This window comes from Mesorhizobium sp. STM 4661, from assembly GCF_000359125.1.
Taxonomy (GTDB): Bacteria; Pseudomonadota; Alphaproteobacteria; order Rhizobiales; family Rhizobiaceae; genus Mesorhizobium.
The window spans coordinates 456,755-470,595 of the sequence record NZ_CAAF010000082.1 but is presented as its reverse complement, the minus strand read 5'-3'; the positions used below and the strand labels follow the sequence as shown (position 1 = coordinate 470,595).

General features: G+C 62.8%; 13 protein-coding genes. 11 read left to right on the top strand and 2 right to left on the bottom strand.

What is annotated here, in order from left to right; genetic code table 11:
* Positions 1-108 precede the first annotated feature (108 nt).
* The gene (mgrA, locus tag MESS4_RS29575; protein WP_006339267.1) at positions 109-1,155 is read left to right on the top strand and encodes an L-glyceraldehyde 3-phosphate reductase; all 1,047 of its coding nucleotides are present in this window, start codon (positions 109-111) and stop codon (positions 1,153-1,155) included.
* 74 nt (positions 1,156-1,229) lie between these two features.
* Here mgrA and MESS4_RS32900 read toward each other — a convergent pair whose 3' ends face one another.
* Positions 1,230-1,463, bottom strand: a complete 234-nt coding sequence (locus MESS4_RS32900) for a trypsin-like serine protease (protein ID WP_280110264.1) — start codon at positions 1,461-1,463, stop codon at positions 1,230-1,232.
* 190 nt (positions 1,464-1,653) lie between these two features.
* On the opposite strand from MESS4_RS32900, the gene MESS4_RS29570 reads away from it, so the two are divergent.
* On the top strand, positions 1,654-2,058 hold the full coding sequence (locus MESS4_RS29570) for a Fur family transcriptional regulator (protein WP_006339258.1): 405 nt from the start codon (positions 1,654-1,656) through the stop codon (positions 2,056-2,058).
* Between the two features lie 216 nt (positions 2,059-2,274).
* Here MESS4_RS29570 and polA read toward each other — a convergent pair whose 3' ends face one another.
* Positions 2,275-5,226, bottom strand: a complete 2,952-nt coding sequence (polA, locus tag MESS4_RS29565) for a DNA polymerase I (RefSeq protein ID WP_006339256.1) — start codon at positions 5,224-5,226, stop codon at positions 2,275-2,277.
* A gap of 419 nt (positions 5,227-5,645) precedes the next feature.
* Between polA and MESS4_RS29560 the strand changes: the two genes are divergently transcribed.
* The 9 genes from MESS4_RS29560 (at position 5,646) to MESS4_RS29520 (ending at position 13,803) form a co-directional block, all read left to right on the top strand.
* Positions 5,646-7,031, top strand: a complete 1,386-nt coding sequence (locus MESS4_RS29560; RefSeq protein ID WP_006339252.1) for a M20/M25/M40 family metallo-hydrolase — start codon at positions 5,646-5,648, stop codon at positions 7,029-7,031.
* A gap of 78 nt (positions 7,032-7,109) precedes the next feature.
* Entirely contained in the window at positions 7,110-7,730 is a 621-nt protein-coding gene (locus MESS4_RS29555; RefSeq protein WP_006339251.1) for a ribonuclease D, read from the top strand.
* Between the two features lie 54 nt (positions 7,731-7,784).
* Positions 7,785-7,988: a hypothetical protein gene (locus MESS4_RS29550; RefSeq protein WP_006339250.1), complete on the top strand. Its 204-nt coding sequence runs from the start codon at positions 7,785-7,787 to the stop codon at positions 7,986-7,988.
* A gap of 198 nt (positions 7,989-8,186) precedes the next feature.
* Complete coding sequence (locus MESS4_RS29545; protein ID WP_006339249.1) at positions 8,187-8,441, top strand: GlsB/YeaQ/YmgE family stress response membrane protein; 255 nt, start codon at positions 8,187-8,189, stop codon at positions 8,439-8,441.
* 25 nt (positions 8,442-8,466) lie between these two features.
* A complete protein-coding gene (locus MESS4_RS32890; protein ID WP_006339248.1) occupies positions 8,467-8,613 on the top strand; it encodes a hypothetical protein in 147 nt (48 codons plus the stop codon).
* 30 nt (positions 8,614-8,643) lie between these two features.
* The gene (locus tag MESS4_RS29535; RefSeq protein ID WP_006339247.1) at positions 8,644-9,678 is read left to right on the top strand and encodes a hypothetical protein; all 1,035 of its coding nucleotides are present in this window, start codon (positions 8,644-8,646) and stop codon (positions 9,676-9,678) included.
* A gap of 173 nt (positions 9,679-9,851) precedes the next feature.
* Positions 9,852-10,241, top strand: a complete 390-nt coding sequence (locus MESS4_RS29530) for a hypothetical protein (RefSeq protein WP_006339245.1) — start codon at positions 9,852-9,854, stop codon at positions 10,239-10,241.
* Between the two features lie 390 nt (positions 10,242-10,631).
* Positions 10,632-12,881, top strand: a complete 2,250-nt coding sequence (locus MESS4_RS29525) for a transglycosylase domain-containing protein (RefSeq protein ID WP_006339243.1) — start codon at positions 10,632-10,634, stop codon at positions 12,879-12,881.
* A gap of 169 nt (positions 12,882-13,050) precedes the next feature.
* On the top strand, positions 13,051-13,803 hold the full coding sequence (locus MESS4_RS29520) for an SDR family oxidoreductase (RefSeq protein WP_006339240.1): 753 nt from the start codon (positions 13,051-13,053) through the stop codon (positions 13,801-13,803).
* Positions 13,804-13,841 lie beyond the last annotated feature (38 nt).

The window sequence follows — 13,841 nt, the reverse complement described above, 5'->3', positions numbered from 1 at the left end:
CCACCCCTCTCCCCGTTGCCTTGGGGAGAGGGTAAGGATGGCGCGCTGGGCCTGCTCGTTGCGTTCGTGATGACGGCCCCCGGTCCGATCAGATACGAGGATTTCCCCATGCCCTATGTCGCCGCCGAAAACCGCTACGAGAAAATGATCTACAACCGCTGTGGGCGGTCCGGCCTGAAGCTGCCGGCAATCTCGCTTGGGCTTTGGCACAATTTCGGCAACGACACGCCGCACAAGACCAAGCAGGCCATCGCGCGCAAGGCCTTTGACCTTGGCATCACGCATTTCGACCTCGCCAACAATTACGGTCCGCCGCCCGGCTCGGCCGAGACCGCCTTCGGCGAAATCCTGCGCACCGACTTTGCCGCCTATCGCGACGAGTTGATCATCTCGACCAAGGCCGGATATGAAATGTGGGCCGGCCCGTACGGCGAATGGGGCGGACGCAAATATGTGCTGGCCAGCCTCGACCAGAGCCTGAAGCGGATGGGGCTCGACTATGTCGATATCTTCTATTCGCACCGCTTCGACCCCGATACCCCGCTGGAGGAGACGATGGGTGCGCTCGACCATGCGGTGCGTTCAGGCAAGGCGCTTTACGCCGGCATCTCCTCCTATAATTCGCAACGCACGCGTGAGGCCGCCGACATATTGAAGCAGCTCGGCACGCCCTGCGTCATCCACCAGCCGAGTTATTCGATGCTCAACCGCTGGGTCGAGGAAGACGGGCTGCTGGATACGCTGGAGGGGCTGGGCGTCGGTTCGATCGTGTTCTCGCCGCTGGCGCAAGGCATGCTGACCGACAAATATCTCGGCGGCATCCCCGAGGACAGCCGCGCTGCCCAGGGCAAGTCGCTGAAGGCGGCTTTCATCGACGACAAGACCATCACCAACATCAAGGCGCTGAACGCCATTGCCGGCCGCCGCGGCCAGACGCTGGCGCAGATGGCGCTGGCCTGGGTGCTGCGCAAGGGCCGTGTGACCTCGGCGCTGATCGGCGCCAGCCGGCCGGAACAGGTCGAGGATTGCGTCGGCGCGCTGAAGGCGCTCGATTTCAGTGACGCCGAACTCGCCGAGATCGACACCTACGCGCGCGAAGCCGACATCAATCTGTGGGCGTCCTCGGCGGAACGAAAAGGTCCCCCGAGGAAGTGACCGGAAATCAATAGCCGGCAAAATGAAAGACGGCGGGCTTGATCCCACCGTCTTTCATTCGAACGTGAACCCGCTCAGGGCTTGGCCGGCTTTTGAGCCGTGTAGCTCTCGTTGACGATGATCTCCGCCACCTTGTAGCGCCTGCCTTCGCTGAGATCAGTGGCACCGGTCAGCACGGTGACAACACCAGGCGAAATCGGCTGGCCGTTGTCGATGAGGCAGTGCGCCGCCGTCAGCACCCATTGCGGCGCGATCAGGCTGCCGCCGCAGAACTGTGCGTTCGCCTGTGAGGCCGGGCTCTCGTCCAGATTTTGTCAGTATTTTGAATGCGGCGCCACGGTCGACTTGCGGCGCGCCATTGCGCCACGAAGGTGACTGTATTGCCCGTCAGGCAGAAACAGTAGCAAAAACGCCTGTTCGTCGCTATCTGGGTAGGACAAGGACCATTTGCATCCAGACGTGATGTGCGAATGGCGCAGACAGGTTGGAAACGGGATCATGGCGGCTAGGGATGTGCTGACGAAGAACCAATTGTGCGTGCTCGAGAAGCTCGAGGCCGCCAGCGGGCCGCTCAGCGCCTATACGTTGCTCGATCAGCTGCGCGAGCGCGGCTTCCGGGCGCCGCTGCAGGTCTATCGCGCGCTCGATACGCTCGTGAAGTCCGGTTTGGTGCACAGGCTCGAAAGCCTCAACTCGTTCGTCGCCTGCGCCGAGCCGCGCGACCACAGCCATTCGATGACGGCCTTCGCCATCTGCGACACATGCGGGCAAGTGAGCGAAATGTCCGACCATGATGTCGACCACCGGCTGGACGAATGGGTGCGCTCGACCGGCTTTGCCGCCAAGAAGGCGGTGATCGAATTCCGCGGGACGTGTGCGAAGTGTTTGGCTGAGGCTGCCTGAAGGCCTGCCTTGTCGATGCTGGAGGGACAGCACCCCCCTCTGTCCTGCCGGACTCCCCGCAAGGGGGAGATTAGCTGTCGCTTCGGCTTTCGCTAATTGCCAGCGTTGAAATGAAAGCGCTGCCCGTGAAGCTGCCGATCTCCCCCCTTGCGGGGGAGATGTCCGGCAGGACAGAGGGGGGTGTGAAGGAACGCGGCGTCCAGCCGTTCCGATCTGCTAATGCGCCTCGTCCCAGTTGTTGGCGGCGCGGGCATCGACATGCAGTGGCACCGACATCGAAACCGCCGGCATCGGCGCGTTTTCCATCACCTGACGCACGACAGGGATCGTCGCCTCGACTTCCGCCTCCACCGTTTCGAAGATCAGCTCGTCATGCACCTGCAGCAGCATGCGGGCTGACAGCCCTGCCTTCTCCAGCGCCTCGTCCATGTGCACCATGGCGCGGCGGATGATGTCGGCGGCGGTGCCCTGCAGGCGCGCATTGATCGAGGCGCGCTCGTTGAAGGCGCGGATCGAAGGATTTGACGACCGTATCTCGGGGTAGTGGATGCGGCGGCCGAAGATGGTTTCGACGAAGCCATGTTCGCGGGCATAGGCCTTGGTGGCTTCGATGTAGTCGCGAATGCCGGGGAAGCGCTCGAAATATTTCTTGATGTAGGCGCCGGCCTCTTCGCGCGGGATCGACAGCTGGTTGGCGAGGCCGAAGGCCGAAATGCCGTAGACGATGCCGAAATTGATCGCCTTGGCGCGGCGGCGCACCTCTGACGGCATGCCCTCGACCGGCACGTTGAACATTTCCGACGCTGTGATCGCATGGATGTCGGCGCCATCGGCGAAGGCCTGCGTCAGCTGCGGGATTTCGGCGACATGGGCGAGCACGCGCAGCTCGATCTGGCTATAGTCGGCCGAAACCAGCTTGTGGCCCTTGTCGGCGATGAAGGCCGTCCTGATCTTCCGCCCTTCGGCGGTGCGCACCGGAATGTTCTGCAGGTTCGGATCCGAGGATGACAGCCGGCCCGTCGTCGTCGCGGCGAGAGCGTATGAGGTATGCACGCGCCTGGTGTCGGGATGGATGAAACCTGGCAGCGCATCGGTGTAGGTCGATTTCAGCTTGGTGAGCTGGCGCCAGTCGACGATTTTTCTGGGCAGTTCGTGGCCTTCGGCGGCGAGATCCTCCAGCAGCTGCGCCGAGGTCGACCATTGTCCGGTCTTGGTTTTCGAACCACCCGGCAGGCCCATGCGTCCAAACAATATGTCGCCGAGCTGCTTTGGCGAACCGATGTTGATGCGCTCGCCGACCAGCCCGTAGATTTCCTCTTCCAGCCGTGCCGCACCTTGCGCCAGCTCGCCGGAGAGCCGCGACAGGATCTGCCGGTCGACCGATATGCCGCGCTGCTCCATCCTTGCCAGCACCGGCACCAATGGCCGCTCCAGACGCTCGTAGACGGAGACGAGGCCCTTGGCGGCTAGTCGCGGCTTCAGCACCCGCCACAGCCTCAGCGTCACGTCGGCGTGTTCGGCGGCATAGCCGGTCGCCCTGTCGATATCGACCTGGTCGAAGCCGACCAGGCTCCTTCCGGAACCGGCGAGATCCCTGAGCGGGGTCGTCGCATGGCCAAGCCATTTTTCGGCAAGAGCGGCCAGCCCGTGATGGCCGGTACCAGCGTCGAGCACGTAGGAGATCAGCATGGTGTCGTCGAAGGGCGCGACGTCGATGCCATGGCGGCTCATGACGACGATGTCGTACTTGACGTCCTGCACGACCTTGAGGACGGAGCGGTCCTCGAGCAAAGGTTTCAGGAGGGCCAGCGCTTCGCGGACCGGGATCTGGTTCTCGATCAACCCGCCGCCGAGCAGGTCGCCGTTTCCGCTCGTGTGGGCGAGCGGCACATAGGCGGCGCGGCCGGGCGCGATCGCCATGGAGAAACCGACGAGGTCGGCCAGCATCGGGTCCGACGAGGTGGTCTGCGTATCGAAGGCGACGACACCTGTCTCCTTCGCCTCTGCCAACCAGGCCTTCAGCGTCGCGGTATCGCGGATGGCGACATAGGCTGATGTATCGATCTTGCCGGCGGAAGCTGCCTCCAGGCGAAGCGCCGAAAGCAGGGAGGGGGTGTCGCCTTGCGCGGATGCTTGCGCCTTGGCGGACGCCGCTTCGTCCGGCCCGGCACTAGCAGCGCTTTCGGCGGCCGCCGGCGCTCCGGACCCGACGTCAGGGCCATGCGCGGCGTCAGCGCGCTCGATGGTGACGGCAACGGCCTGGACATCGCCGACCTCGGTCCCGGTCGCTTCACCGACACGGCGGGTCAGCGTGGTGAATTCCATGGTCTTGAGGAAGCCGATCAACTTCGGTCCGTCGGGCGCATGCAGCACGAAATCGTCGAGCCCTTCGGCAACCGGCACATCGTTCTTGAGCGTCACCAGTTCACGCGAAATGCGCGCCTTGTCGGCATTGGCGATGATCGATTCCCGCCGCTTGTCCTGCTTGATCTCGCCGGCGCGGGCGAGCAGGCCGTCGAGATCGCCGAACTGCTCGAGCAATTGCGCAGCCGTCTTCGGGCCGATGCCGGGTACGCCCGGCACATTGTCGACCGAGTCGCCGGTCAGCGCCTGCAGGTCGATCATCTTTTCCGGCGGAACGCCCCATTTCTCGACGACTTCGGGAATGCCGATCTGCCGGTCCTTCATCGGGTCGTACATGCCGACGGTGGCGCCCACCAACTGCATCAGATCCTTGTCGGAGGAAATGATGGTGGTGTCGCCGCCGGCTTCGCGGGCAAGCCGGCAATAGGTGGCGATGAGGTCGTCGGCCTCGAAGCCCTCCATTTCGATGCAGGGCAGGTTGAAGGCCGTCGTCGCCTGGCGGATCAGGCCGAATTGCGGGATCAGATCCTCGGGCGGAGCCGAGCGATTGGCCTTGTATTCGGGGTAGAGGTCGTTGCGGAAGGTCTTCGACGAATAGTCGAAGATGACGGCGAAATGCGTCGGCACCACGCCAACGTCGGTATTGCGGGCGTCCTGCATCAGCTTCCACACCATGTTGCAGAAGCCAAGCACGGCATTGGTCGGCAACCCATCCGATTTGCGGTTGAGTGGCGGCAACGCGTGATAGGCGCGAAAGATGTAGCCGGAGCCGTCGACAAGAAAGAGATGATCGCCTTTTTTCATGCCGGCAGGGATAGCGCGACCCGGCGTTGCGGTCCATGCCAAAGGCAGTGCTGATCACTGGTTCCGGCAACACCCTGACAGAACTGGCCACCTGATGGAGGTTCCACTCCGAGGCTGGGTCGCTCACGCGCACGTTACAAAAGTGTAATTTTCACGCCCTTGAATCGCCACGTTCGAAGACACAAATAAAGGGCATCGGCAGTTTTCGCCGAAGTCCGGAGCAAGGCCCGTCCCCCGCCTATCCCGGACACTTGCGGCAGCCTATCCCCCCTCTCCGGGCTGCCGCATCGTTTCGAGTAAAAGGCCGCCGTGGTTCCCCCTCCACCACGGCGGCATTTTTTCGCCTCCAACGATCCCGGGCTTTTCGTTTTCCAGTCCTGCCTTTACGGTGCCGGTTCTGAATCGAAAGGTCTTGAAAAATGTCAGCAGTTTCCCCCGTCCTCGACCGCCTCGACAAGAACCTCGACCAGAGCCTGGAACGCCTGTTCGGCCTGCTCACGATCAAGTCGATCTCCACCGATCCGGTCTATGCCGCGGAGTGTCGCAAAGCGGCGGAATGGCTGGTGGCCGAGCTCAAGCTGATCGGCTTCGAGGCCAGCGTGCGCGACACGCCAGGTCATCCGATGGTGGTGGCGCACCATGAGGGGCCGGCCGGCGCGCCGCATGTCCTGTTCTACGGCCATTACGACGTGCAGCCGGTCGACCCGATCGAGCTCTGGGAAAACGACCCGTTCGCGCCCGCTGTCAAGGAGATCGAGCCCGGCCACAAGGTGATCACCGGGCGCGGCTCGGCCGACGACAAGGGGCAGTTGATGACCTTCGTCGAGGCCTGCCGTGCCTGGAAGCAGGTGCATGGCAGCCTGCCGTGCCGCATCACCATCCTGTTCGAGGGCGAGGAGGAGTCCGGCTCACCGTCGCTGAAGCCATTCCTCGAGGCAAACGCGGCCGAGCTCAAGGCCGACTTCGCGCTGGTCTGCGACACCAGCATGTGGGACCGTGATACGCCGTCGATCTGCGTTTCGCTGCGCGGACTGGTCGGTGGGGAGATCACGGTGAAAGCCGCCGACCGCGATCTGCATTCCGGCCTGTATGGCGGTGTCGCAGCCAATCCGATCCGCATCCTTGCCAGGGTTCTCTCCGACATCCACGACAAGGACGGTCACGTCACCATTCCGGGTTTCTATGACGGCGTCGAGGAAACGCCCTCGCAGGTCCTGAAATCGTGGGAGACGCTTGGCGAGACCGCCGAGACGTTCCTCGGGCCGATCGGCCTGTCGATCCCGGCGGGTGAAAAGGGCCGCTCGGTGCTCGAACTCACCTGGGCGCGGCCGACGGCCGAGTTCAACGGCATCACCGGCGGCTATACCGGCAAGGGGTTCAAGACGGTGATCGCCGCGGAAGCCTCGGCGAAGGTGTCGTTCCGTCTGGTCCACAAGCAGAATCCCCAAAAGATTCGCGCCGCCTTCGAGACGTTCGTCAAGGAGCGGATTCCGGCCGATTGTTCTGTCGAATTCCATCCGCATGGCGGTTCGCCGGCGATCCAGCTTTCCTACGACTCGCCGTTCCTCGCCAAGGCCAAGGACGCGCTGTCCGACGAATGGCCGAAGCCGGCGGTGACGATTGGTGGTGGCGGCTCGATCCCGGTGGTCGGCGATTTCCAGACCTATCTTGGCATCGAATCCCTGCTGGTCGGTTTCGGCCTCGACGACGATCGGATCCATTCGCCCAATGAGAAATACGAGATGAGTTCCTTCCACAAGGGACAGCGCTCCTGGGCGCGCATTCTCGATGCGCTGACAAGCTGAAGTGGTGGAAAGACAAGTTTTTGTTGATTTTTCACCGGATCGCGGCGAGGACGGAGCACGCCCTCACCGGAGAAGACGATGAGCGACATCCGCTTCCACAAAAATGACCTGCCCGACCTTGCGCTCTACAATGTCGCGGCGGTCGCCATCGACACGGAGACGCTGGGGCTGAACCCGCATCGCGACCGGCTGTGCGTGGTGCAGATCTCGCCGGGCGACGGCTCGGCCGACGTCATCCAGATCGCACCCGGACAGAAGAAGGCGCCGAACCTCGTCAGCCTGTTGAGGAACCGCAATGTAACCAAGCTGTTCCACTACGGCCGCTTCGATCTGGCCGTGCTCTACAACGCCTTCGGCGTCATGGCGGAACCGGTGTTCTGCACCAAGATCGCCTCGCGGCTGACCCGCACCTACACCGACCGGCACGGGCTGAAGGACATCTGCTTCGAACTCCTCGGCGTCGGCCTGTCGAAGGCGCAGCAATCGTCGGACTGGGCGGCGGAGACACTGTCGCCCGAACAACTCGAATACGCCGCCTCCGACGTGCTCTATCTGCACCGGCTGCGCGACGTGCTGGGTGCCCGGCTGGCGCGCGAGCACCGAACGAAGGAGGCCGAGGCCTGCTTCCGCTTCCTGTCGACGCGTGCGAAACTGGATCTGATGGGCTGGGGCGAGGAGGATATCTTCGCTCACAGTTGATGGCGGAACCGGTGCGCCGTTCGCCGCGTTCTGTCGGCCTAATGAGGGAATGACATGGTAGACCGCAAGCCGATATCGACGGCCCCGACGGACGGCTCCAAGATTACTGTCCAATGGAAAGACAGCAACGGCGTAATCAATGAATCCATCGCGCAGTATCGCGACGCGGGCTGGTGGACCTATATCGACAGCGACACGCAGAAGAGGGTCGAACCGACGAGCTGGCGGCCGGTCGCCGAGGATAGTGACGACGAATGACGCCGCCGCTGGTAGGACCGGCCGCTTTTAGAGCGACGTGCGTCCACTTGGAAAGTACGCTCTAACACTTTGTATCCACGCATCGTGCTTTCCGAAAATCGATTCCGAATTTCGGGCCGATGCGATAGCCTGAAGCCGTTGATATCGAGGCTGATTCGGGCTCTTCCGCTCCAGCCTCTTCTCTCGGAGGAACGCTCTATGGGTATCGAAAGCCTTCTCGTCTTCATCATCATCGGCGCCATCGCCGGTTGGCTCGCAGGCCTCATCGTCTCGGGCTTCGGCTTCGGGTTGATCGGCAACATCGTCGTCGGCATCGTCGGTGCCTTCATCGCCGGCTGGCTTTTCCCAAGGTTGGGCTTCGCCATTGGCGGCGGCACCATCGCCTCCATCATCAACGCCACGATTGGCGCCGTCATTCTGTTGGTGCTGGTCAAGGTCCTGAAGCGGGCGTGATGCTCGATATGAAAAAGGGCGCGCCATGAAACAGAACACGCTCTATCTTCTCGTCGGCGCGCTCCTGGTCGTGGTCATAGCGCTCGGCATCTATGTCTATCGCGAGCAAACCAGGCCAAAGGGTGTGGAGCTCAAGATCGACGACAAGGGCATTTCGATCCAGCAGAACTGACCGCTTTGGGTCAGGTGCGCCAAGGTGCGGATGACCCACCTTCCATCACTCTTCGGGTCCGACTCTCAGGTGACACCTCGGATCGACTTCAAAGCCAGCAAAGCTGTGCATGCCGCGCTTGCAGCGGTCGGACGCACGGAAGATCTGCGCTTTTCGCCGGACAATCGATTGCTGGCAATTGCCGGGTTTGCACGAAAACGCTGCCTGGTCCTGCGGATCGACGTCGAATCGACGCCGGGTGGCCCGCAGGTCACCGCTCATGATTTCATGGAATTGGCGTCGGCAAGTATCGGCGAGGTGCACGGCCTCGATTTCATCGACGACCGAACCCTGGTGATCGCCAATCGCGATGGGCTGATCGCGATATTCGCCTTGCCCTCGGGAGATCCGGCCGGCCGCCAGTGCGAAATCGCACCGGTGCGCCAGATCAAGGGCGGGCTGTTCTGCAAGCTGAAAACGCCTGGCTCGGTGGCCGTTCGGCACGAGTCGTGGGGCCGGCTTAGCCTTCTCGTCTGCAACAACTACAGAAACCGGGTGACCCGGCACGTCGTCAATCGGTGGTGGGGATACCGCGCCAGCAAGAACCAGCTGCTTCTCAAGCATGGTCTGGATACACCCGACGGCATTGCGCTCAGTCACGATGGCCAATGGGTCGCCGTCAGCAGCCACGGCACCAGGGATGTGAAAATCTACAACATGTCCGCGTCGCTTGGACCGGACACCGAACCCGCTGGGATCCTGCGGAACGCCAACTATCCGCATGGCCTGCGCTTCACCGGCGATGACCGGCAGATCCTGGTGGCCGATGCAGGCAGTCCGATGCTGCACGTCTACGATGGCAATGCTGGCTGGAGCGGCTGCCGCATGCCCTCCCGCTCCATCGCCGTTCTTGACGATGAAACCTTCGCAAGGGGCAGGGCCAGTGTCGAGGAAGGGGGGCCGAAGGGCCTCGACATCGATCGGTCGAACAGCGTTGTGGCGATAACCTGCGAAGAGCAGACACTCGCGTTCTTTTCGCTCGCCTCGATAGCAGGTGAGCCACTTCGGAAGTTTGAGGTCGGCTAAATTAAGTCATTGATCTGGTTGACACTATTGCCGACGGAGCCTGCTCCGTCCTTCGATGCGCCTGGAAAGAGAAGCCAATCCGGATATGGAATCTGAGTGACGGATCGGCACTTTCGCGGTATCATCCTGGCAAAGGGCGTTTGGGGTCAACCCACCTACTTCAGGAGGTTGCCATGAGGCACCAAACACTGGACCAACTGCATACAGTGGCTGAGGTTCGCAAAGACCCAGCACAAACTGCAATGAACCGAACCCAGCGTCTCGTGCGTTGGTCGGAACTTCTCGAGCGGGAGCCCAGCCGGCTTCTTACTGCACTCGCCGGCACCGAATACCGGGCGCCGCCCGAGCGCGACGTGATGCGTGGCGATGGTTCGCCAATATCGGTGGCCTTGGCGGATCCCATCTTGCGCGATGAGGGTCTGAAAGACGACAGCTATGGCGAAGCCAAGCGCTTCTTCGAATTGACCGACAATCAACTGCACGAAATCGTCTGCTATTGCCATGTCGGCGAGACGATGCAGTCGTCCAGGGCAGCGCTTTCGGTTCGTGCCGCTATCGGCTGACGCGTGATCCACCAGGTCATGACTTGGTAATAGGATCATGGGCAAATTCAAATGATTTGGAGCGCGATCGAACGCGAGGCCGGTCGCTGCCTTGGTCAATCGCGCTCTGATAAGGAGGATATCTTGCGGCTGCCGACGATAGTTCGTTCGCGTGCCAGATGAGTTCGCGACCGTTGGCGACTGCCAGGGCGATCGCCGCGAGCGAAGCGGCAATGAGCCTTCACCAACCATTTGATTATCAATTGCTTTGAATTCTTCCCGCTTAACGCGCCTTTAAACCGCCGCATCTAGTCTTCACCCCGAGCGCCATGGAGCGACGTGCGCCCATTCGGATGCACAAAGTACGCTCTAAGACTTTGAAGCGTCGCATCGGGACAGACAGCACAGCGCATGGCGAACCGCAAAGACAGCCGCATCGAACCCAGCTTCGAGGGAGCGCCGGGGGCGAAATCATCGGCCGGTTTTTCGGTGAGCGAGGAGGACCGCGTCGTGCCGGGCAACCGCAAGAGCGCCGCAAAAGGCAAATCGGCCAAGGCGAAATCGTCACGTCGCGGGCGCGGCAAAAGCCGGCGCGGCCTGTTCGGCGTGCTTGGCCGCATGGTCTACTGGTGCTTCGTGCTGGCCATATGGGGCGGTATCGCCGCTGCCGGCATCGTCGTCTACTACGGCGCGAAAATGCCGGCGGCCACCACCTGGGCCATCCCCGATCGCGCACCCAACATCAAGATCGTCTCCGTCGACGGGCAATTGCTTGCCAATCGCGGCATGAGCGGCGGCGAAGCCGTCGGCCTGCATGAAATGTCGCCCTATATTCCCGCGGCCGTCATCGCCATCGAGGATCGCCGCTTCTACTCGCATTTCGGCATCGACCCGATCGGTCTTTCCAGAGCCATGGTCACCAACGTTGTCGGTGGGCGTTTCTCGCAGGGCGGCTCGACGCTGACCCAGCAATTGGCCAAGAACCTGTTCCTGACGCCCGACCGCACGCTGGAACGCAAGGTACAGGAAGTGCTGCTGGCGCTGTGGCTAGAGCACAAGCATACCAAGGACCAGATCCTCGAAATGTACCTCAACCGGGTCTATTTCGGTTCCGGCGCCTATGGCGTCGAGGCGGCCTCGCGCCGCTATTTTGGCAAGAGCGCGCGCGATGTCACGCTGTCGGAGGCCGCACTCCTGGCCGGGCTTTTGAAGGCGCCGTCGCGGCTGTCTCCGGCGCGCGACCCGAAGGCGGCCGAGGAGCGCTCGCAGCTCGTGCTCGCCGCCATGCGCGACGAAGGCAAGATCAGCGCCAAGGAGCTGACCAGCGCGATGAGCGCGCCGGCGACGCGCTCGCCATCCTACTGGACCGGCTCGGAAAACTATGTCGCCGACACCATCATGGAAGAACTGCCCGACCTGATCGGCAACGTGCGCGGCGACATCGTCGTCGACACCACCGTCGATCTGAATTTGCAGAAGCTCGCCGAACAATCGATCCGCAGGCTGATCGACGAGAGCGGCAAGAAGCTCAATGTCAGCCAGGGCGCACTGGTGTCGATCGACAATTCCGGCGCGGTGCGCGCCATGGTCGGCGGCTACGACTATTCGACCAGCCAGTTCGACCGCGCCTCGGAGGCGCGCCGCCAGCCAGGTTCGGCGTTCAAGCCCTTCGTCTACATGGCGGCGCTGGAAGCCGGCCGGAACCCCGACAGCGTGCGCAACGACGCGCCGATCAAGATCGGCAGATGGACGCCGGACAATTACGGCGGCAAATATTTCGGCAAGGTGACGCTGGCCACCGCGCTGGCGAAATCGCTGAACTCGGTGGCCGCCCAATTGACCATGGAAGTCGGACCCGACGCGGTGGTCGAGGCGGCGCATCGCATGGGCATCCAGTCCGACTTGACGGCCAACACGTCGATCGCGCTCGGCACCTCGGAAGTGACGCCGCTGGAACTGACATCGGCCTATGTCCCCTTCGCCAATGGCGGCTATCGGCCGGACGTCCATTTCATCCGCCGCGTGACGACAACCGATGGCAAGGTGCTCTACGACAACAATGGCGGCAGCGCGCCGCGTGTCGTCAAGCCCGATATCGTCGGCATGATGAACTCGATGATGACAGGGACGGTCGAGGTCGGCACGGCCAGGAAGGCGGCTTTCGCCTGGCCGTCCGCCGGCAAGACCGGAACCAGCCAGAATTCGCGCGACGCCTGGTTCGTCGGCTACACCGCCAACCTCACCACCGGCGTCTGGTTCGGCAATGATGACGGCAGTCCGATGAAGAAGGTCACCGGCGGCGCGCTGCCGGCGCAGGCCTGGCACGAGTTCATGGTCGCAGCACATGAAGGCGTGCCGGTCAGGCCGCTGCCTGGAACATGGAAATCGACGCCGGCGGATACGATCGTGCAGGATGAGATTCCGTCCAACACAGCGCAACCGGCGCCGCCCGCTTCGGTTGGCCAGCCGGCTCCGGCTGCCCAGGCGCCTGCACCGGCGCGCGCTGCGCGTCCCGCGGAAACGGTCGATGCCGGCGGTTTCGGCATGCCGGGCAATGACGGCGCCACGGGACCGATCAAGCACCCGGTGCCCCCCGGCAATGTCGGCGGTCCGGTCAAGAAGCGGCAGACCTCGATCCTCGACATCCTCACCGGGGGGTGAGCGTCAACTCGCCCCTCGCCACCGCTGCCGCCTTCCGCTACATCTCCCGCGCATCGTGCTCTCCGAAAAATCGGAATCGATTTTCAGAGCGCGCGATGCGTTGATTCAAGGTACTAGAGCGTACTTTGTGCGTCCAAGCGGACGCGCGTCGCTCTAGAGAGATGGCGACATGGCCGAGACCGACACCAGAAAGACCATCGTGCTGACCGGCGCCAGCCGCGGCATCGGCCATGCCACGGTCAAGCGCTTTTCACGCGAGGGCTGGCGCGTCATCACCTGCTCGCGCCAGGCATTCGCCGAGGACTGCCCATGGCCGGCCGGGCCGGAAGACCACATCAAGGTCGATCTCGCCGACCAGGAGGATGTCGGCATCGCGATCTCGGAAATCCGCCATCGGCTGGAAGCGCATGACGGCCAGCTGCATGCGCTGGTCAACAATGCCGGCATCTCGCCCAAGCTCAAGGACGGCAACAGCCGGATGAACTCGATCGACACGCCGATGCATGTCTGGCGTGATGTGTTCCAGGTCAATTTCTTCGCGCCGATCATGCTGGCGCGCGGGCTGTTCAAGGAATTGGCGGCGGCCAGGGGCTCGATCGTCAACGTCACCTCGATCGCCGGCAGCCGCGTGCATCCCTTTGCCGGCACCGCCTATGCGACGTCGAAGGCCGCACTCGGCTCGCTGACCCGCGAAATGGCGCATGATTTCGGCCCGCACGGCATCCGCGTCAATGCGATCGCGCCCGGCGAGATCGATACGGCGATCCTGTCGCCGGGCACGGAAAAGATCGTCGAGACGATCCCGCTGCGACGGCTTGGCACCACGGCCGAAGTCGCCGACATCATCTTCTTCCTGTGCTCGCAGCAGGCGTCCTATGTGACGGGTTCGGAAATCCACATCAATGGCGGCCAGCACGTTTAGACGGTAGAGTTCCTTGTTTTGACGCAATTCCGGACGGA